This is a genomic window from Kitasatospora sp. NPDC058046 (assembly GCF_042885595.1).
Lineage (GTDB): Bacteria > Actinomycetota > Actinomycetes > Streptomycetales > Streptomycetaceae > Kitasatospora.
Map to the genome: position 1 here is coordinate 442,016 of NZ_JBHVRS010000001.1, position 20,401 is coordinate 462,416.

The window sequence follows — 20,401 nt, forward strand, 5'->3', positions numbered from 1 at the left end:
AGAACCGCGGGAAGGCCCGCGCACAGACCCTCCGGAAGCAGAACCGCCGGTGCCGGGAGCGCGAACGCGTCCCGGCACCGGCGGCAGCGGTGGGAGCAGGTGGGAAACAGGTCGGAGCAGGGGCCTCAGTCGGCCGCCGGCCCCGCCAGGTGGGCGGTGAGCCACACCAGGGTGTCCGGGATCATCTTCTTGAAGTCCGAGGTCAGGTGCTTGCCGCCGGGCTGCTCGTGGTACTGGAGGTTCACCGGCGGCACCGCCTTCTCCACCCAGCTCTTGACCACCTTGGTCTCGTACGGGTTGGCACCGCCCGCGGTGACCAGCATGCTCACGTCCGCCTTGCCCTGGGTGACCAGCACGTCCGGGTTGTTGGCGGCCTTCTCCGCGTCGTGGCCCTTCCACAGCCCCGAGTCCGGTATGAAGTAGCCGTCGATCGGCACCGCGGCCTTGTAGACCTGCGGGTACTGGAGGGCGAGCTTGGCGCTGCAGAAGCCGCCGGTGGAGGCGCCCATCACGCCCCAGCCGTCGCGGCCCTTCACGGTGCGGAAGTTGGCGCGGACGAAGTCCGGGAGGTCCTCGGCCATCCAGGTGGCCATCTTGGCCTGGCCCGGGATGTCGGAGCAGTCCAGCGCGTTCTTCTCGTCGCCGTTGAAGTTCTGCACCGGCATGATCATGATGAACGGGTGGGACTTGCCCTCCTTGACCAGCCGCTCGTTCTCCTCCTGGATCGGCAGCTGGTTGTCGGTCCAGGTGTTGTAGCCGTTGCTCTGGCCGCCCGCGAACAGGGTGAGCACCGGGAAGCCGGTCTTGGCGAACTTGGGGTCGTTGTACTCGGGCGGCAGCCAGACCCAGACCTGGCCGGTGACGCCGGACTTCGCGCCGGTCACCTTGGTCATCATGATCGGGCCGGCGCCGGTGTCCCGGGACTTGCTGAGGGCGGCGGCGGGCCCGGTGGGCATCAGCACCTTGCCGGAGGCGGCGGCCGGGGTCGCGCTGCCGGTCGCGGGCTGGCCGGTGCCGGTGGTGCTCGGGCTGCCCGACGAGCTGCCGCCGGTCGCGCCGGCGCTCGCCGTGGCGCTGTCCCCCTTCCCACCGCCGGAACTCCCGCAGGCCGCGAGCGAGGCGGCCAGGGCGAGCACGGCGGCGCCGGACAGGACGGCGCGGGAACGGGACGACTGCCTAAGCACGGTGAGGACTCTCCGACCGATGTCGCGCCCGGTCCGTGACCGGGCGGCGGCCCCCCGGTGGGGCCGGACATGCCCGAGGGCACAGCGCTGGCGCGTCCCCCGGAGTGATGGCGCGTCGCCCCTTCGCGGGGGTGCGCCTTCCTGCGATCTTATGACGTAGGCCGGGGTGGCCCGGTTGCGCGGTGGCCACCGGAAATCCAATGTTTGTTCGCGATCAGGTAAAAGCCTTCACCCGTCCCCCCGGTCGGCGGGGGCCGGTCGGCGGGGGTGGCCGTCGGAGCCCCGTCGAATCATCCGGATTCTGGTGATTCGACCAGCTCCTCGGCGGCTTCGACCAGTGACGGCGGCCCCCGGATCCGCGAAGATCTCCAAGGCACGCCCAGGCCTTGCCCAGGCTGTGCCCAGGCCATGCCCAGGGCACGCCCAGGCCGGGGCCGACCGGGAACAGTCATCGAGGAGGGTGCCATGAACCAGCGGATCGCCGTCGTCACCGGAGCCGGGAGCGGCGTCGGCCGGGCCGTGGCGGTGGAACTGGCCGCGGACGGCTGGCGGACGGTGCTGGCCGGCCGCCGGTCCGGACCGCTGCGGGAGACCGCCGCGCTCTGCGCCGGCCCGGCCGACGTGGTGCCGACCGACGTCACCGACCCGGCCGCGGTGGACGCGCTGTTCGCCACGGCCGCCGAGCGCCACGGCCGGGTGGACCTGCTGTTCAACAACGCCGGCGCCTTCGGCCCGGCCGTCCCGGTGGACGAGCTGGCGGTCGAGGACTGGCGGGCCGTGGTCGACCTCAACCTGACCGGCGCCTTCCTCTGCGCCCGGGCCGCGTTCCGGCGGATGAAGGAGCAGGACCCGCAGGGCGGCCGGATCATCAACAACGGCTCGATCTCCGCGCACGTCCCGCGCCCGCACTCGATCGCCTACACCGCGACCAAGCACGCCGTGACCGGCCTGACCAGGTCGCTGTCGCTGGACGGCCGCCCGTACCGGATCGCCTGCGGGCAGATCGACATCGGCAACGCGGCGACCGACATGACGGCGGCGATGGGCGCGGGCGTGCGGCAGGCGGACGGCCGGATCGCCCCCGAGCCGACCATGGACGTGGCCGACGTGGCGCGCACCGTACGGCACATGGCCGGGCTGCCACTGGAGGCCAACGTGCAGTTCGCCACCGTGATGGCGACGGCCATGCCCTACATCGGGCGGGGCTGAACCCCGGCCCGGAGGGCCGCGGGAGGGGCCCCGCCGGTCGATGCCGACGGGGCCCCGGTCCGCTCCGGCCTCACGGCCGCCAGGTGTCGTTCAGCGTGACCGTCCCGCCCGAGGGCACGGTCGCCGTCCGGTTGGCGCCGGACTCCCAGGTCACCGCGCCGCTCGCGTCCTTGCGGACGTACTTGTACTGGAAGGACGTGCCGGCCGGCAGCGACAGCGCCAGCGACCAGACCGGGTAGCCCGCCGAGGAGAGCGGCAGCGCCTTCGCCGGGTCCCAGCCGCCGAGCGCCGCGGCGTCGCCGACCAGGTAGATGTTCTGCCCGGGCGTGGTGGTCGCGTTGACGTTGAACGAGGCGCCGGAGACGCTCGCGCCGGGCTGGACGTACAGCGCGACCGCGTCGCCCGCGCCGACCGTCGCGGTGAACTGCCCGTCGGCGCCCACCTGGTAGGTCAGGCCGGTGCAGCCGCCGCCCGCCTGCGGGTCGCCGTGCTGGACGTCGCAGTAGGTGCCGGCCGGCAGCCCGGTCTGGAAGGTCCGGGTGATCGCGGCGCCCTCGTGGTTGATCGCGACGTAGCCCTTGCCGCCGCGACCGAAGGCGATCGCGTTGCCGCCGTTGGACCACCAGTTGCTCACCCCGGTGCCCGCCACCGCGTTGCGGAAGCCGACCATGTTGGCGATCTGCCGCCAGGCGTGGGTGCAGTTCCAGCCGTCCTGGTAGCAGGCGTTGACGGTGCCGCCGTTCGGCGGGCCGTCGTCCTTGTTGGCGAAGGAGTAGCCGGAGTAGACGTTGGGGGCGCCGTACGGCGAGGCCAGCAGGAAGACGTTGGCGAGCGTGTAGGTGTTGCCGTAGGTGGAGTTGAGGGTGGAGCCGTTGCGCTCGGTGTCCCAGTTGTCGACGAAGGTGCGCGCCTGGCCGCTCGGCAGGTATCCCCAGGAGGCGCCCCAGCCGCTGAGGTTGGCGAGCTTGTCGGTGGTGAACATCCGCTTGAGGTCGGTGCCGGCCCGGAACTCGTCCAGGTCGCCGGTGCCGGTGTACTCGGTGGGCTGGACCGGCTCGCCGGCGCCGTAGATGACCTCCTGGACCCAGTACGCCTTGGGGTTGGCCATCCTGGCCTTGATCGCGGCGAGGTCGGCGGCGGCGATGTGCTTGGCGGCGTCGATCCGGTAGCCGTCGACGCCGAGCGAGGCCAGGTCGTCCAGGTAGTGCGCGATGGTGGTCTGGACGTACGCGCTGCCGGTGTCCAGGTCGGAGAGGTTCTCCAGTTCGCAGTTCTGGACGTTGCCGCGGTCCTGGTAGTTGGTGATCGGCTGGCGGCAGCCGTGGAAGTCCTGGTCCTGGTACGTGCCGGGGTAGTTGTACTTGGTGTACGCGGTGCCGCCGGTGCCGGTGCCGGAGCCCGCCGACATGTGGTTGACCACCGCGTCGGCTATCACCTTGACCCCGGCCGCGTGGCAGGTGGCGACCATGTTCTTGAAGGACGTGCGGTCGCCGAGCCGTCCGGCGATCTTGTAGCTGACCGGCTGGTAGGAGGTCCACCACTGCGCGCCCTGGATGTGCTCCTGTGGCGGGGAGACCTCGACGAAGCCGTAGCCCTTGGGCCCGAGGGTGGAGGTGCAGGCCTGGGCGACGGAGTCGAAGCGCCACTCGAAGAGGGTGGCGGTGACGTCCTTGCCGTTGTTGGCGGGCGGGGCGGCCTGGGCGGCGGGGGCACCGAGGGAGGTGCCGAGCGAGAGGGCGAGCGCCGCCGAGGCGGCGAGCGCACCGGCCGCGCGGGCGGGCCGGCGGGCGGGGGCGGTGGTGACCACGTCGTCTCCTGGGGGTGGCTGGGGTGGGGCAGCCGGAGGGGGAGCCTGCGGAAGGGCCGCAGGGGAACTGCAGGAAGTTTCTGCAACTTGCCGGAAACTTGCAGCGCCGAACCTAGAGGCACCCGCGGGGGCCGTCAAGACCTTGGTCGAAAGCCCGGGAGAAGCCGAGGAGGAGCCGGGGAGCGAGCCCGGGAGCAGACCCGGGAGGAGCCGAGGAGAAGCCGAGGACGAGCCGGGGCCGGGCCAGGAGGGGCGGGCACGACAAGGGCCCGGCAGCCGTAGCCGCCGGGCCCCTCACCTGTCCTGGTTCACCGGCCCGTCAGGAGCCGGCCCGGGCTCAGCCGGTCTGGACGGAGGTGTCGTCGATCACGAAGCTGGTCTGGAGCGAGGCGTCCTCGGTCCCGGCGAACTTCACGGTGACCGTCTGGCCCGCGTAGGCCGACAGGTCGAAGGTGCGCTGCTGGTAGCCGGCCGCGGCGTCCACGTTGGAGTAGGTCTTCAGCGCGGTGCCGTTCACCGAGACGGTCAGCTTGTCGTACGCGGTGGTGCCCGACTCGGCGGTGTCGATGTGCAGCCAGAAGCTCAGCGTCGCCTTGCAGCCGGCCGGGATGCTCACCGTCTGCGACAGCGAGTCCGAGTGGGTGGAGCCGTAGCCGTTCAGCCACGCCTTCCAGGAGCCGCTGTGGGCCGCCTGCGAGGCGCTGCTGTCCACCACACCGCTCGACGCGGTCCACGGCGTGGCCGTGCCCGACTCGAAGCCCTCGTTGCCCAGCAGCTGGGCCGGGGTGCAGCCGCCGCCACCGGTGGAGACGGTCCAGGTGAAGCTGGTCGTACCGGTCTTGCCGGCCGAGTCCTTCGCCGTGACGGTCACGTTGTAGGTGCCCGCGGTGGAGGCGGTGCCGGTGATCGCGCCGGTGGAGGCGTTGATCGACAGGCCGGTGGGCAGGCCGGTGGCCGAGTAGGTCAGCGGGGCGGTGCCACCGGTGGCCTTGATCGCCAGGTTGACCGCGCCGCCGACGGCGGTGGACTGGTTGCCCGGGTTGGTGACGGTGACGCCGCCCGGGTTGGGCGCCGTGCCGACGTTGACGCCCGCCCAGGCGGTGCCGACCGCGGCCAGCTCGGCGCTGCCGGCCCCGTACAGGTCGGTGGCCGCCTTCTCCGTCGCGGTGCGCGCCGCGGCGTAGTTGGTGCTGGAGGTCATGTAGGTGGTCAGCGCGCGGTACCAGACGGCCGCCGCCTTGTCCCGGCCGATGCCGGTGACCGCGATGTTGCCCTGGGTCGGCGAGTCGTAGTTGACGCCGTTGATGGTCTTCGCGCCGCTGCCCTCGGACAGCAGGTAGAAGAAGTGGTTGGCGACGCCGGACGAGTAGTGGACGTCCTTGTTGCCGACGGTGGAGGACCAGTAGTCGGCCGAGGCACCGTCCTTGGACGGCTTGTCCATGTAGCGCAGCGGGGTGCCGTCCCCGTTGATGTTGATCAACTCACCGATCAGGTAGTCGGGGTTGTCGGTCGGGATGTTGGCGTAGAACTCGACCATCGTGCCGAAGATGTCCGAGGTGGCCTCGTTGAGGCCGCCGGACTCGCCGGAGTAGGTCAGGTTGGCGGTGGCCGCGGTGACGCCGTGGCTCATCTCGTGGCCCGCGACGTCCAGCTCGGTCAGCGGCGCGGTGTTGTTGCTGCCGTCGCCGTACGTCATGCAGAAGCAGGAGTCGTCCCAGAACGCGTTCACGTAGTTGTTGCCGTAGTGGACGCGGCTGTAGGCGCCGACACCGTCGTTGCGGATGCCGTTGCGGCCGAAGGTGTTCTTGTAGTAGTCCCACGTGGCCGCGACGCCGTAGTGGGCGTCGACCGCGGCGGACTCGCCGTTGTTGACGGTGCCGTCGCCCCAGGTGTCGGTGGACTTGCTGTACAGCGTGCCGGTGCCCGAGGTCCCGTGGTTCAGGTTGGTGGTGTACATCCCACCGCGGGTGCCGTCCTTCAGCTGGTACGACGAACCCGACTGGGTGGTGCCGATGGTGACGTTGCCGACGAAGACGCCCTTGCCGGAGCCGGTCTCGATGCCGTCCCACTGCTGGATGACCTGGCCGCTGGTGGCGTCGGTGACGACGTGCATCTTGCTCGGGGTGCCGTCGGACTTGGTTGAGGAGACGACGGTCTCCCAGGCCAGCCGGGGGCTGTTGTCCGCGGCCCAGACCACCAGGCGCGGCGCGGTGTCGACCGCGGTGCCCTGCTCGGCGGCGAGCGCGGCGGTCTGCGCGGCCGGGGCGGCCAGCTTCGGCGTGGTGCTGACACCGCTCAGCGGGGCGGTGCTGGCCCGGTCAACGCTCTTGGTCGCACCGGTGGGCGCCTGGTGCACCACCAGGTCCCCACCCAGGACGGGCAGTCCGTTGAGGGTGCGCTCGTACCGCAGGTGGCGGGTGCCGTCCGCGTCCTGGAAGACGTCCTTGGTGACCAGCTTCTCCTCACCGCTCAGCCCGAGGCTCTGGGCGAGGCTGGTGGTCTGCTGGTTCGCGGCGGAGATCAGCTGGGCGCGGTTCGCCTGCTGGGCCGCGACGGCGGCCGGCGCGTCCGGCGTGGCCGCCTGGGCGATCACCGGTATGCCGGTGACCAGCAGCGCGGTGGAGGCGGCCATGACAACCGCCGCCTTCCGTGCGTGAGCGTAACGGGACATGCGGACTCCTTTTCCGACCGGCGCTGGGTCGCGCACGGTGGAGAGAAACCTGAGCCGCGGGGTCGCGGCGCAGTGGGGGCCCCCGCCGGGTGCGACGGGAGTGCGGATGCGGTGCTCACAACTCGTTGCAGGGTCGGACGCGCTGCACCTGAACTGGAACAGCTGCACCGGGGGGTGGGGTCCCCTCGTCTACAGCCGGGGGAATCGTGGCAGCAAACGAGCCGTTAATGACAGATGCATGCCACGGATTGGCCGATTCATTACCGAAACCGTATGGAGGGCGCTCCGTCAGTTGTGTTACCCCACGACGAACTCGTGAACACGGTTTTCATGGCCCCGGACAAAGTTCGATCACCACCGGCAGTCGGTGACCAGCACTCAGGGCCGGTTCCGGCCCCGGCGGGTGGCCGACAGCGCCCGGCAGACCCGGCACGTCACAGTTCCGGCCGTGCCATCAACGGTTTCCGGCCATCGCGCGTCCGGAACGCAACCGTGCCCCCGCCGACCGCGACCGGGCCCCGCACCACCTGAACAGTGGTACGGGGCCCGGGAGTTGTCGGGGTGTACGAATCAGTGTCGGACGGGTCGGCGCCGGAACGAACCGGTGCCGACCGGTCGGCGACGGCGGGTCAGCGCTGGACGAACACCGCCACGGTGCGGCCCGGCACGGTGAAGGTGCCGGTCGCGGCGTCGAAGCCGGACCGCTGCACCACCCGGTCCGCCCCGCCCGCCTGGACGGGGTGCAGCGCCTGGCCGGTGCCCTTCAGCGCCGGCACGGTCTGCGCCTGCGCCGTGGGCGTGGCGTTGAAGACCACCGTGACGCCCTTCTCCGCCCCCGGCAGCCCGGTGCCGTCCAGGTGCAGGGTGATCACCCCGGGCGCCTCACCGGCGGTGCCGGAGAGCGGGTAGGAGAGCCGCTGCTGGACGGCGGCCAGGCTCGGCAGCGAGAACAGCGGCGAGGACTGCTTGATCCGCAGGAACTCCTGGTACTGCGCCGAGGCCGACCGGATGTCGGCCGCGCCGACGGTCAGCTCCGGGTTCGCCAGCAGGGACCGGGCGGCCGGCCACTGCTCCTGGTTGTCCTTCGCCGTCGGCAGGCCGCGGCCCCAGCCGTTGCCCTGGGCCGGGTCCCAGTGGATCGCGTTGAACCAGTCCCCCGAGTCGTAGGAGTTGGAGTCGAGCGACTTGGAGCGCAGCAGGTCGCTGCCGGCCTGGGCGAAGCCCGCGCCCTGGGTGAGCGCGGTCAGCGAGAGCCCGAGCGCCTGCATCCGGGCCCGGTCGGCGGGCGCGGTGCCGGTCGGCAGCTTGTACGCGAGCGCGTCGAAGAGGTCGGTGTTGTCGTGGGCGTCCACGTACTCCACCGCCTCGCCGGGCTTGGCCGCGTACCCGGTCGGGGCGCCGTTGTAGTCGACCTGGACGCCGGTGACGGGCTTTCCGGAGCTGTCGGTGAAGGAGTAGCCGGCCAGGTTGCCGGTCAGCCCGACCTTCAGCTGGTCCATCTGGTGCAGCAGCCGGGCCTTCTGCTCCTCCGGGGTGCCGTTCGCGGCGGAGCCGTTCGGGTCGGTGTACAGGCCCGAGGCGAAGCCCTGCTGCGGGGCGGAGTTCAGCATGAAGTTGCCGCCGCGGGCGGCGTCCCGGATCCGGTCGTCGAAGGTGGCGATGCCGGTGCCGGCCATGTTCTGCTGGGTGGCCTGCTCGAACCGGGCGTTGTTCGCGACGGCGCCGAAGTTCCAGCCCTCGCCGTAGAGGAACACGTTCTTCCCGTCCACGCCGTCCGAGTCCGGCGTCATCTTCCGCAGCGCGGCCTGCACGTCCAGCATGGTGGACTTCGGGTCCAGGCCCATCAGGTCGAAGCGGAAGCCGTCCACCTTGTACTCGCGGGCCCACAGCGTCACCGAGTCGACCACCAGCCGGTTCATCATGGCGTGCTCGGGCGCGGTGTCGGCGCAGCAGCTGTCCGCCGTCACCTTGCCGTCGGCGTCCAGCCGCTGGTAGTAGCCGGGGACCACCTTGTCCAGCACCGAGTGCTCGGCCTGGCCGCTCGCGGCGGTGTGGTTGTAGACCACGTCGAGCACCACCCGCAGCCCGGCCGCGTGCATCGCCTGCACCATCTGCCGGAACTGCACCGTGCGGGCGACCCCGTTCGGGTCGGTGGCGTACGAGCCCTCCGGCACGTTGTAGTGCAGCGGGTCGTAGCCCCAGTTGTACGCGTCGTCGGCGGCCACGGCCGCCACGCACTCCTGCTGCTTCGGGCCGTCCGCCGGAAGGGACTTGAGGTCGCAGGCCGGCAGCTTCTGGTCGGCCCGGTTCTCCCGGACGGTGGCGATGTCGAAGGTCGGCAGCAGGTGGACCGTGGTCACCCCGGCCTTGGCCAGGTCCCGCAGGTGCCGCATGCCGGCCGAGTCCGACTCGGTGAACGCCAGGTAGGTGCCGCGCTCGGCGGCCGGGACGGTGGGGTCCTCCACCGAGAAGTCCCGGACGTGCAGTTCCTGGATCTGCTGCTGCGCCGGCGGGACGGCCTGCGGGCGGGCGTGGTCGTCCCAGCCCGCGGGCTTGAGCGCCTTGGCGTCGAGGTCGGCGACCAGGCTGCGCCGGGAGTCGGTGGACAGCGCCACCGAGTACGGGTCGGTGACGGTGTTGACCACCAGCTGCTGGGTGGACGGCGCCCAGACCTTCACCTGGTACAGGTAGTACCGGCCGTCCAACTCGCCCTTGTCGCGGACGACTTCCCAGACGCCGGTCTCGTCGTCGAGCTTCAGCGGCAGCGTCCTCGGGGTGCCCCCGGTGGCGCTGTCGAAGACCTGGACGGAGACCTCCTGCGCGGTCGGTGCCCAGAGCGACAGCGCCACCTTGCCGTTGTAGTAGGCCGGGCCGAAGTCGACCTTGCCGGTCCGCCCGGCGTACAGGTCGTCCAGCACGCCCGGGGTCTGCACCCCGGTGCCGGCCAGGACGGCGCCGCTGGGCAGGTGTTCGGTGAACAGCAGCTGGCCGCGGAGTGCGGCCGGGACGCGGGCGGCGTCCCTGGGGTCCACGGTGAAGGCCCGGTAGCCCGCCAGGTGCGGGTACTCGGCCTTCTGCGCGTCGGTCAGCCCGCCCTTGGCCGGGGTGAGCCGCAGCCACTTGCCGGGCTTGGTCAGCGCGCCCTTGTCGGCCCGGATGCCGCCCTCGGGGTCGTAGACCAGCTGGGCGCTGGTGCCGCCGGCCAGGGCCTCGTCGCCCGCGCCGTAGTTCGCCGGGACGACGACGGTCCTCGCGTCGATCCACTGGGCCTTGGCGCCGGTGAGGTCGATCTGCGAGGAGGCGGCCGGGTTCTGCGGCAGCAGGTAGCCCTCGCGGCCGCCGAGCACCCAGACCTCCTTGCCGTTGACGGCGAGGTCCAGCGACTGGTCGGCGGGCAGGTCCTTGTCGTTGCCCTTGTGCAGGATGTAGCTGAGGCTGGTCGCCCCGGGGGCGAGCGGCACCTCGAAGACGGCGCCGAAGGCGTCGCGGCGGGCCGGGGTCAGCGGCTTGCCCCAGTCGGTCGGGGTGGCGGCGCCGGTCCAGTCGTGCAGGCCCCAGCCGTCGTAGTCGCCGTCGGCCCGGTTGTAGTGGATGACGGCGGTGTTCGCCGGCTGGCCAGGACCGGTCGACCCAGCCGGCGGTCCCGGGTTCGCCGTGCGGACGGTCGCGTCCCCCTGCTTCAGCCACACCTCGCCGGTGCTGCCGACGTCGAGGTGCCGGTCGGCGTCGACGTCCTTGACGCCGTCCTTCTCCACGATGAAGCCGACGTCCGAGGCGCCGGGCTTGAGCTTCACGTACGCGAAGGCGCCGTACGCGTCCCGCCCGGTGAAGGCGTGCCCGGCCGGCCACGGGGTGGCCTCGCCGTCGGCGAGGTCGCCCCAGGCGTAGAGGTTCCAGCCGTCGTAGTCGCCGTCCGGCCGGTTGTAGTGGACGACGGCGTACGGGCGGGAGCCGGCGGTGGGCGCGGGCTTGGGCGCGGGGGTGCCGGTGGTGAAGCTCGCGGTGGCGGAGCGCAGGTGGCCGCTGGAGTCCCGGACGACGGCCTTGTAGCGGACCACCGTGCCGGGGGCGACGGCGGCCAGGTCCTGGGTGACCTTGTACCCGCCGTTGTCGGCGGTGCCCAGGGTCTGCCAGGGCCCGTTGCCGATCTGGGCTGCGAAGCTCACCCGGTTGAAGCCGCCGTCCGTGGTGGCGCCGACCGTGACGAGCCCGGTCGAGCCGTCGGCGGGCGGCTGCACCGAGAGCTGGGGCGCGGCGGCCACCGGCGAGAGCCGGCCGCCCGCCTTGAGGACGAGCGAGGACAGCGCGGGCACGGTGACCGTCACCTTGCGGTCGGCGCCGCTGGTGACGCGGGCGCCCGCCGCCGGGTAGACCGGGTCGAAGCCCATCCCCGCCGAGAAGGTGTCCAGGGTGACGGTCTTCGCCTCGGCGGCGTTGTTGACCGCGACCAGGTACTCGACCTGCTGCCCGGCGTCGATCCGGGAGAAGGCGTACACGCCGGCGCCGTCGGCGGCGTACCGCTCGATCTGGGCGCCGTCGGCCAGGGCCGGGTTGTCGCGGCGCAGCTTGGCCAGTCCGGCGATGCCCTGGTAGAGCTCGCCGCCCTGCCCGTACCGGTCGGCCGGGCCAGAGGGGCCGCCGAGCACCCGGTCGCCGTTGTAGGAGGCCGTCTTCGAGGCGAACAGGTCCTGCCGGGCGTCCTTGTCGCCGCCCGCGCCGGTGAAGCCCTGCTCGTCGCCGTAGTAGACGACGGGCTGGCCGCGGGTGAGGAACTGCAGCTCGTTGCCGAGCCGGTCCTTCCTGAGCAGGGTGGCGTCGTCGGCGCCCGGGTTGTCGGCGAGCAGGAAGGAGCCGAAGCGGCCCATGTCGTGGTTGCCGAGGAAGGTGGGCAGCTCGTACGCGTCGGTGTCGGCGCTGGTGTAGCGGTAGTCCTGGGCGTAGACGTCGGCGAGGCCGCGCGCCGAGCCGCCCTGCGAGACGTAGGAGCGGGCCGCGCCCTGGAACGGGAAGTCCAGGGTGGCCTGGAGCCTGCCCTTGGTGACGTACGGCGAGGTGACCGCCGGGTCGCCGGAGTAGACCTCGCCGAACATGAAGAACTTCTTGTTGCCCTGCTTGGCGGCGAAGTCCTTGAGCGCGGGGGCCCACTGCTGCCAGAACGCCATGTTGACGTGCTTGACGGTGTCGATCCGGAAGCCGTCCACGCCGGCGTCCTTGACCCACTGCTGGTAGACCTTCTCGAAGCCCTTCACCACCTTGGGGTTCTGGGTGTCGAGGTCGTCCAGGCCGCTGAAGTCGCCCTCGGTGGCGGACTCGCCGACGAAGGTCGAGTCGCCCCGGTTGTGGTAGAGCGCCGGGTCGTTGAGCCAGGACGGGGTCTTGGCCGTGGCGTCGGCCGGGGTGCGGAAGACCGGGGTGTAGGGGAAGGAGTCCTTGGTGGTCCGCGGCCAGGGGGCGCCCGCGTCGGCGACGGCGGTCTCGTCCACCGGGTTCCCGTCCGCGTCGAGCGTCGGGTAGGCGCCGGCGGAGCGGTAGCCGTACTGCTTCTCGGCGTAGTCGATGACGTCGGCGGTGTGGTTGGTGATGACGTCGAAGAAGACCTTGATGCCGCGGGCGTGCGCCTTGGCTATCAGCTCCTTGAGCTGCTCGTTGGTGCCGAAGTGCGGGTCGACCTGGGTGAAGTCGGTGATCCAGTAGCCGTGGTAGCCGGCCGAGGCGTCGGCCCCGCTGCCCTGCACCGGCTTGTTCTTGAAGATCGGGGCCAGCCAGATCGCGGTGGTGCCGAGGTCCTGGACGTAGTCGAGCCGCTGGATCAGCCCGGCCAGGTCGCCGCCGTGGTAGAAGCCCTTGTCCGCGGGGTCGAAGCCGTTCTCCAGCCGCCCCCCGGTGATGCCTCCGGTGTCGTTGGCGGTGTCGCCGTTGGCGAAGCGGTCGGGCAGGACGAAGTAGAACTGCTCCCGGGTGAGGTCGTGCCGCCCGGCGGTGGCCGCCAGCGCGGCGTCCGAGGGCGGGGCAGGCGGGGCGGCGGCGAGGGCCGCGGGGGCGCTGCCGAGGGTGGCGGCGGTCAGGGCCGCGGCCAGCAGGACGGCCGTGCGGCCCGGGGGTCTGCGGCGGCCAGGGGTTCGTTCGGCAGTGCTCCGTCGGGGGCGGAGCGGGGCATCGGCCACTGAGGGCTCCCTTAGGGGGAAGGGGCGATCGATTTCCCAGGAAGCTAGCGGCCTGCAATATGTTTCAGCAAGATGCAGAAATCGTTTCGTCGCCGGAAGTTCCAGGTGGAGGACCGTCTCCGACCACCCCGATTACTCCCCTGGAGCGACGCGCGTGACAATGGGACGTATGTCCGTCCCACCGGTATGCACCCAACCCCCGAGCACCCCCTACCCCGGTGGGCGCCGGCCCCTACCCCTCAAGGGGGACAGCCGGTGAAGAATCCACTTCCAGAGGATGAGCAGACGGCTACGAGCGGTCTGGCAGACTTGCCGTCCATGGGGGAACCGACCGAGATCCAGCGAGGCGACGTACGGCGCGCCGACGCGGCCAGCGGTGGCGGTTCCGAAGCAGCGAAGGCCGTCCCCGGCCGCCTGCCCGATGGAGCCACCCGTGCCGCCCAGTCCCGTACCGCCGCCCTGCGCAGCCGCATCAGCGCCCAGCGCCGCTCACCGGCCAGGCCGCGGATCTGGTTCGAGCTGGCGCTGATCGGGATCAGCTACTGGGTCTACTCGATCGTGCGCAACGCGGTTCCCGAACAGGAAGCGATAGCCCAGAAGCACGCGAGCTGGATCTGGGACCTGGAGCACCACCTCGGCATCGCCGTCGAGCGCTCGATCAACCACGCCGTGGACAGCGTCGGGTGGCTCATCACGGGGATGAACTACTACTACGCGACCCTGCACTTCGTGATCACGATAGGCGTGCTGGTCTGGCTCTACCGCAGCCACCCCGGGCGCTACGTCGCGGCCCGCACGGTGCTGTTCGTGACCACCGGGATCGCCCTGGTCGGCTTCTACTTCTTCCCGCTGGCCCCGCCCCGGCTGATGACCGACGGCGGCTTCGTCGACACCGTGAAGGTCCACGGCACCTGGGGCTCGATGGCCTCCGGGCCCGCCGCGCACGTCTCCAACCAGTACGCGGCCATGCCCTCGATGCACATCGGCTGGTCGATGTGGTGCGGCCTGGCGATCTTCTTCCTGGCCCGCCGCACCTGGGTCAGGGTGCTCGGCCTGATGTACCCGGCCGCCACCCTGGTGGTGATCGTCTCCACCGCCAACCACTTCTGGATGGACGCCGTCGGCGGCGAGCTCTGCCTGATGGTGGGCTTCCTCACCGCCCGCTGGATGTACCACGAGTGGGTCTACCGGCTGCCGAAGGTGCCCGCCCGGGAGACGCCGGCCGACCGGCCGATCACCGTCCCGGAGCAGTGGAGCGAGCCCGCGATCAGCAGCGCGCGCCGCTAGCGCCCGTCTTCGAAGGGGCCCCGACCGGGGCCCCTTTCGCGTACCCCGGGCGGGCCGTCCCCGTGCGCGGCCCCGGTCAGTCGGCGCCGTAGAACAGCCGGTCCACCACCGCCCGGGCCCGCCGGGTGGTCCGCCGGTAGTCGTCCAGCAGCTCGCCGCTGTGCCCGGAGCCGTACCCGAGGTAGCGGGCCACCCCCGCCAGCTCCCGGGCCTCCCCCGGGAAGCTGTCCCCGGGCCGCCCGCGCACCAGCATCACCGCCGCCCGCACCCGGGAGGCCAGCACCCAGGCCGTGTCCAGCACCTCGGCGTCCTCCGGCTCGACCAGCCCGGCCTCCGCGGCCGCGGCCAGCGCCGCCCTGGTCCGGGTGGTGCGCAGGGCCGGCAGCTCGTACCCGTGCCGGAGCTGCAGCAGCTGCACCGTCCACTCGACGTCCGCCAGCCCGCCCCGGCCGATCTTGGTGTGGGTGGTCGGGTCGGCCCCGCGCGGCAGCCGCTCGGCCTCGATCCGCGCCTTGATCCGGCGGATCTCCACCAGGTCCCGCTCCGGCACCCCGCCGCCGGGGTAGCGCAGCGGGTCGATCAGCTGCCGGAACCGCGCGCCCAGCTCCTCGTCCCCGGCCACCGGTTCGGCCCGCAGCAGCGCCTGGCTCTCCCAGGCGTGCGACCAGCGCCGGTAGTACGCCGCGTACGAGGCGAGGGTGCGCACCAGCGGGCCGCTGCGGCCCTCCGGCCGCAGGTCGGCGTCGACCAGCAGCGGCGGCTCGGTGGACGGCGCGCCCAGCTGGGCGCGCAGCTCGTGGCAGACCGCCTGGGCGGCCCGGGCGGCCGCCTCCTCCAGCGAGCCGAGCAGCGGCTCGTGGACGAAGAGCACGTCCGCGTCCGAGCCGTAGCCCAGCTCGTGGCCGCCGAAGCGGCCCATCGCGATCACCGCGATCCGGGTCGGCAGGTCCCCGTGCTCGGCCTCCCAGCCGGCCACGCAGGCGCGCAGCGCGCCGCCCAGGGTGGCGGCGTTGAGCGCGGTGAGCGCCTCCCCCGCGGTGTCCAGCGCCTCGGCCGGGTCCTCCCCGAGCCGCCCGAGCACGTCCGCGGCGGCGGTGCGGAACAGCTCGCGGCGGCGCACCGAGCGGGCGGCGGCCACCGCGGCGTGGGTGGACCCGGCCCGGCCGACGGCGGCCAGTATCTCCGACTGCAGCGCCGCCCGGCCGCGCGGTTCCAGGCCGTGCGGGTCGCCCAGCATGGCCACCGCCTCGGGGGCGCGCAGCAGCAGGTCGGGGGCGAGCCGGCCGGCCGACAGCACCCGGGCCAGCTGTTCGGCGGCGGCGCTCTCGTCCCGCAGCAGCCGCAGGTACCAGGGGGTGCGGCCGAGCGCGTCGGAGACCTGGCGGAAGTTGAGCAGCCCGGCGTCCGGGTCCGCGGACTCGGCGAACCAGCCGAGCAGCACCGGCAGCAGGGTGCGCTGGATCGCCGCCTTGCGGCTCACCCCGGAGGCGAGCGCGCTGAGGTGCCGCAGCGCGGCGGCCGGGTCCGCGTAGCCCAGCGCCTCCAGCCGGACCCTGGCCGCCTCCGGGCTGAGCCCGGTGGCGCCCGGCGGCAGTTCGGCGACGGCGTCGAGCAGCGGCCGGTAGAACAGCTTCTCGTGCAGCCGCCGGACCTCCATCGCGTGCCGCTTCCACTCGCGCTTCAGCGCGGCCACCGGGTCGGCGCGGGTGTCGTCGTTGATCAGCGCCGCCAGCGAGCGGGCCAGCCGGCGCAGGTCCTCGGCCCCGGTGGGCATCAGGTGGGTGCGGCGCAGCCGGTACAGCTGGATGCGGTGCTCCAGTGAGCGCAGGAAGCGGTACGCGGCGTCCAGCGAGGCGGCGTCCGCCCGGCCGACGTAGCCGCCCCGGGAGAGCGCGGCCAGCGCCTCCAGGGTGTTGCCGCTGCGCAGCGCCGGGTCGGTGCGGCCGTGCACCAGTTGGAGCAGCTGGACGGAGAACTCGACGTCGCGCAGCCCGCCCGGGCCGAGCTTGAGCTGGCGGTCCAGCTCGGTGGCCGGGATGGAGTCGATCACCCGGCGGCGCATCTGCTGCACGTCGGCGACGAAGTTCTCCCGGGCGGCGGCCTGCCAGACCATCGGGGCGAGCGCCGCCACGTACGCGGCGCCGAGCTCCGCGTCCCCGGCGACCGGGCGGGCCTTGAGCAGCGCCTGGAACTCCCAGGTCTTGGCCCAGCGCTGGTAGTAGGCGAGGTGGCTGGCCAGGGTGCGCACCAGCGGGCCGTTGCGGCCCTCGGGGCGCAGGTTGGCGTCCACCGGCCAGATGGTGCCCTCGCCGGTGGTGTCCGCGCACAGCCGGGTGAGGGCGGCGGCCAGCCGGGTGGCGGCCTTGAGCGCCTCGTGCTCGTCCACGCCCTCGCGCGGCTCGGCGACGAAGACCACGTCCACGTCCGAGACGTAGTTGAGCTCGCGACCGCCGCACTTGCCCATGCCGATCACGGCGAGCCGGCAGGCCGCGGCCGCCTCCGGGTCCTGCTCGGCGGCGAGGTCCAGGGCGGTCTGGAGGGTGGCGCCGGCCAGGTCGGCGAGTTCGGCGGCGGTCTGCGCGAGGTCGGTGGTGCCGGTGAGGTCGCGGGCGGCGATGGCGAGCAGGCAGCGGCGGTAGGCGACGCGCAGCGCGTTCGCGGGGCCGAGGGTGTCGTCCCGGACGCCCTCGGCGAGGGAGCGGCGGAAGTCCTCCGGGCCGGGGTGCATGTCGCGCAGTTCGAAGGTGACCAGCACGTGCCAGTCGTGCGGGTGCCGGGCCAGGTGGTCGCCGAGCGCGGTGGAGACGCCGAGCACGCCGAGCAGCCGGTCGCGCAGCGGCTTGGAGGTGGTGAGGGTGTCGCGCAGGGTGTGCCGGTCGGCCTCGTCGGCGGCCTCCAGCAGCCGGGACAGGCCGAGCAGCGCGAGGTCGGGGTCGGCGGTGGCGCCGAGCGCGTCCAGCAGCACGGGGTCGTCGGCCAGGCCCTCCAGCCCGGGGCCCTCCAACAGCCGCACCGCCCGCGCCGGGTCGGTGAACCCGCGCCGGACCAGCCGGTTCTCCGGCCGGCTGACCCGACTCCCGGCCCGCTGCTCCTCCACCGCCATCGGCCCCTCCATCCGTCCGCCCAGGGGCCCGTCCGGGCCTGGCAGGTCCGTCCGGGCCCTAGCAGGTTACGCGCCCCGGCACCCGGTCGCCGGACGCGACCGCCCGCCGCCGTCGGCGTGACCTCGGCCCCGCCGTGCTCGTTCACCCGGGCGCCGCCCCCGTCCCCCGCCCCCGTCCCCCGCCCCCGGAGCGCCGATGCCCACGACCGGCCCCAGCCGCCTGCCCTCGCTCACCGGGCTGCGCTTCTGGGCCGCCCTGCTGGTGGTGCTCTACCACCTCTCCCGCAAGGTGGGCGAGCTGCCGCTGCTCAGCCCGCTCGCCTGGTACGGCCGTTCGGGCGTGACGTTCTTCTTCGTGCTCTCCGGTTTCGTGCTGGCCTGGACGTACGGGGCCTCGCCCGCCCGGCCGTGGGTCTTCGCCCGCCGCCGGTTCGCCCGGATCTGGCCGCTGCACGTGCTGACCACCGCGCTGTCCCTGGGCGCGGACGCGGCGATCGGCGCGGTGCTGCCGGTGGCGGCGGCGCTCTGGTCGCTGGCGCTGGTGCACCCGTGGGCGCTGCCCACCCTGTACGGCGGCAACCCGGCCTCCTGGTCGCTGGGCGCCGAGGCCTGGTTCTACCTGCTGTTCCCGCCGCTGCTGCGCCTGCTGGCCCCGCGCCGGCGCGCCTGGCTGCCGCTCGCGGCCCTGTGCACCGTGCTCGGCCCGGTGCTGTGGGCGGCCGGCGCCGTGCTGCCCGCCGACCCGACGGTGCGCGGCTGGCTGCTGGACTACCTGCCGCCGGCCCGGACCCCGCAGTTCGTCCTCGGCGTGGTCACCGGCCTGACCGTGCGGCACGGCGTGCTCCCCCGGGTGCGCCTCCTGCGGCCGGGGCTCCTCCCGGCGGCCGCCGCCGTGCTGCTCTTCCACGTCCTGCTGGTCCCCTGGCACGCCGCCGTCCCGGACTCCTCCTGGTACGGCCCGTACAGCGCCTCCCAGTTGCTGTCCGCGCCGCTGTTCGCCGCCCTGCTGGCGGCCGCCGCCCGGCGGGACGCCGCCGGGGCCCCGCCCCGGCTGCTGGCGGGCCGGACGGCCGTGCGGCTCGGCGAGTGGTCGTACGCCTGGTACCTGGCGCACGAGATCGGCGTCCGCTGCTGGCTGGCCGTCCAGGGCCGCCCGGCGCCGGGGGCCGCGACGCTCGGCGTCTGGCTGCTGCTGGCGGGCGGCTCGCTGGTGGCCGCGGGGGCCCTGTACCGCTGGGTGGAACGCCCCTGCGAGCGGCTGCTGCGCGGCGCCCCGCGGGGCCGGGACGCGGCGGCGCCGCTGCCGCCCCGCGCGGTGCGGGTGGTGCGGCAGCGGCGCCGTGGCCGGACGGTGGATCAGCCCTCGGCGGATCAGCCCTCGGTGGAGCCGTCCAGGTTGACGTAGGCGTAGAAGACACCCAGGTCGTAGCCGTCCTTGTCGGTGTCGAACAGCACCTTGATGTCGGTGTCGCCGTTGCGCAGGAACGGCGAGATGTCCCAACGGTTGGAGTCGTAGCCGAAGTTGTTGCGGTTGTACGGGGTGCGGATGAACTGGTCGGCCGGGGTCAGCTCCTCGATGGTGGAGTTGAACGCGTCGTTGGAGGCGTGGTTGAGGTCCGAAAACAGCGCCTGCGGGCCGTTGGTGGACTTGATGGCGAGGGTGTCGCCGGTCCACTTGAGGTCGCCGTCGTAGACGACGAAGCCGAGCTTGCCCGCGACCGGGCCGGCGGCGGGGGTCTGCAGCCCGGTGAGGTCGAACTCGCGCGGCGGGCTGTCCGGCAGCTCGACCCGGAAGCCGTCCCACAGGTGGATGTGCCGGTACGGCTTGCAGTCGTTCTCGTACGCGACCACGATCGTCCAGCCGCCCCAGCTGTGCGGCTTCACCACCGAGTCCATGTTGGCGACGGTGTAGGTGCCGTTGCCGGCCTGCCGGACCAGGTCGGTGATGTCGGCGGAGGCCTGGTAGCTGCTCTCCACGTCGGTGGTGATGTAGCCGATCGAGGGCTGGTCGTTGGCGATGTTGCGGTACTGGCCCTCGCCCGGGACCTTCAGGTACACCTCGTCGATCTGGTTCTCCGGCAGCACGACGTCGTCGATGCCGCGGGTGCCGCCCCAGTACAGCCGGGCGTACTTGACCCGGGAGCCGTCGATCAGGCCCAGGTCGGCGGAGCTGGCGGAGTAGATCCCGTCGCCGAGCGGGCCGACCGAGCCCGGGTCGATGTTGATGTACTTCATCTCGTACTTGTTGTTGATCGGCCGGGAGCCGAGGCCCTTGCGGGCGTCCTCGCAGGGCGGCTGCTCCGGGTCGAGCGGCGCCTTCGTCTCGTCGCAGGTCATCAGCGAGTTGCTGATCCGGGTGATGGAGCCGTGGAAGTCGCCCTCGAAGCGGGTGGTGAACGGCAGCTGGTTCTCGGCGATCGTGGTGGCCCGCTGCTGCGGGCGGTGCGGCTGCGGCGCCTGCAGCGCCTGGAACGACTGGAGCGGGTTCTTCGACTGCAACGACTGCAGCAGCTCCAGCGGGTTCTTCGGGTGCAGCGGGAGCTGCGGGAGCTGCGAGCTCTGCGGGCTCTGTGAGTTCTGCGGGCTCTGCGAGCTCTGCGGGGCCTGCGAGTTCTGCGAGTTCTGCGGGTACTGCGCACCCGCGTTCGCACCGGTGCCCGTACCCGAACCGCGGGCGTCGGCGACGGTCGGGACGGCCAGCAGCTGGCCCGCGACGGCGGCCACGGCGGCACCCACGACGCAGGTCCGGCGGACGAGCAGTCGGGTGGCGGCGGCGCGACTGACGGAGGAGGTCATGTGATCCTCTTTCAGGATGAAACGGACATTCAGACCCCATCGGACCATGACACCCGGTCATACAAGCTTCACATTCCGCCACCGCGACCGGCGATCCGTCGCAGATCCACTCCATAGGACGGCCCGCCGTCGTCCCTTCGGGCGACAGCGGGCCGGAAACGGTTTGAGCGGCCGTCAGCC

The 20,401-nt window shown here is 72.6% G+C and carries 9 protein-coding genes; 3 read left to right on the forward strand and 6 right to left on the reverse strand.

What is annotated here, in order from left to right; genetic code table 11:
- Positions 1-125 precede the first annotated feature (125 nt).
- Positions 126-1,184 carry an alpha/beta hydrolase family protein gene (locus ACFVU7_RS02090; RefSeq protein WP_079271752.1) on the reverse strand — a complete coding sequence of 353 codons (1,059 nt, stop codon included), beginning with the start codon at positions 1,182-1,184 and terminating at the stop codon, positions 126-128.
- Between the two features lie 465 nt (positions 1,185-1,649).
- Between ACFVU7_RS02090 and ACFVU7_RS02095 the strand changes: the two genes are divergently transcribed.
- Positions 1,650-2,393 carry an SDR family oxidoreductase gene (locus ACFVU7_RS02095; RefSeq protein WP_388043846.1) on the forward strand — a complete coding sequence of 248 codons (744 nt, stop codon included), beginning with the start codon at positions 1,650-1,652 and terminating at the stop codon, positions 2,391-2,393.
- A 70-nt stretch (positions 2,394-2,463) separates the two neighbouring features.
- On the opposite strand, the gene ACFVU7_RS02100 is transcribed toward ACFVU7_RS02095, so the two are convergent.
- From ACFVU7_RS02100 to pulA, 3 genes are all read right to left on the reverse strand, one after another.
- On the reverse strand, positions 2,464-4,200 hold the full coding sequence (locus ACFVU7_RS02100; protein ID WP_388043848.1) for a carbohydrate-binding module family 20 domain-containing protein: 1,737 nt from the start codon (positions 4,198-4,200) through the stop codon (positions 2,464-2,466).
- 337 nt (positions 4,201-4,537) lie between these two features.
- Positions 4,538-6,871 carry a M4 family metallopeptidase gene (locus ACFVU7_RS02105; RefSeq protein WP_375874041.1) on the reverse strand — a complete coding sequence of 778 codons (2,334 nt, stop codon included), beginning with the start codon at positions 6,869-6,871 and terminating at the stop codon, positions 4,538-4,540.
- A 629-nt stretch (positions 6,872-7,500) separates the two neighbouring features.
- Complete coding sequence (gene pulA / locus ACFVU7_RS02110) at positions 7,501-13,035, reverse strand: pullulanase-type alpha-1,6-glucosidase (protein ID WP_388043851.1); 5,535 nt, start codon at positions 13,033-13,035, stop codon at positions 7,501-7,503.
- Positions 13,036-13,353: 318 nt separating this feature from the next.
- Here pulA and ACFVU7_RS02115 point away from each other — a divergent pair, with 318 nt between their 5' ends.
- Positions 13,354-14,322 (forward strand): phosphatase PAP2 family protein, encoded by a 969-nt coding sequence (locus ACFVU7_RS02115; protein WP_388043854.1) that lies wholly within the window; start codon positions 13,354-13,356, stop codon positions 14,320-14,322.
- 76 nt (positions 14,323-14,398) lie between these two features.
- On the opposite strand, the gene ACFVU7_RS02120 is transcribed toward ACFVU7_RS02115, so the two are convergent.
- Positions 14,399-17,425, reverse strand: a complete 3,027-nt coding sequence (locus ACFVU7_RS02120) for a bifunctional [glutamine synthetase] adenylyltransferase/[glutamine synthetase]-adenylyl-L-tyrosine phosphorylase (protein ID WP_388043856.1) — start codon at positions 17,423-17,425, stop codon at positions 14,399-14,401.
- Between the two features lie 196 nt (positions 17,426-17,621).
- Here ACFVU7_RS02120 and ACFVU7_RS02125 point away from each other — a divergent pair, with 196 nt between their 5' ends.
- Positions 17,622-18,830, forward strand: a complete 1,209-nt coding sequence (locus ACFVU7_RS02125; protein WP_388043858.1) for an acyltransferase family protein — start codon at positions 17,622-17,624, stop codon at positions 18,828-18,830.
- Here ACFVU7_RS02125 and ACFVU7_RS02130 read toward each other — a convergent pair.
- Complete coding sequence (locus tag ACFVU7_RS02130; protein WP_388043860.1) at positions 18,797-20,221, reverse strand: hypothetical protein; 1,425 nt, start codon at positions 20,219-20,221, stop codon at positions 18,797-18,799. The genes ACFVU7_RS02125 and ACFVU7_RS02130 overlap by 34 nt on opposite strands.
- Between the last annotated feature and the right edge of the window lie 180 nt (positions 20,222-20,401).

What these genes read in the sequence shown, in the direction of transcription:
- ACFVU7_RS02130 (WP_388043860.1), bottom strand. Translation starts at nt 20,221, where the DNA reads ATGACCTCCTCCGTCAGTCGCGCCGCCGCCACCCGACTGCTCGTCCGC.
- ACFVU7_RS02120 (WP_388043856.1), bottom strand. Translation starts at nt 17,425, where the DNA reads ATGGCGGTGGAGGAGCAGCGGGCCGGGAGTCGGGTCAGCCGGCCGGAG.
- ACFVU7_RS02105 (WP_375874041.1), bottom strand. Translation starts at nt 6,871, where the DNA reads ATGTCCCGTTACGCTCACGCACGGAAGGCGGCGGTTGTCATGGCCGCC.
- ACFVU7_RS02115 (WP_388043854.1), top strand. Translation starts at nt 13,354, where the DNA reads ATGGGGGAACCGACCGAGATCCAGCGAGGCGACGTACGGCGCGCCGAC.
- ACFVU7_RS02125 (WP_388043858.1), top strand. Translation starts at nt 17,622, where the DNA reads ATGCCCACGACCGGCCCCAGCCGCCTGCCCTCGCTCACCGGGCTGCGC.
- ACFVU7_RS02095 (WP_388043846.1), top strand. Translation starts at nt 1,650, where the DNA reads ATGAACCAGCGGATCGCCGTCGTCACCGGAGCCGGGAGCGGCGTCGGC.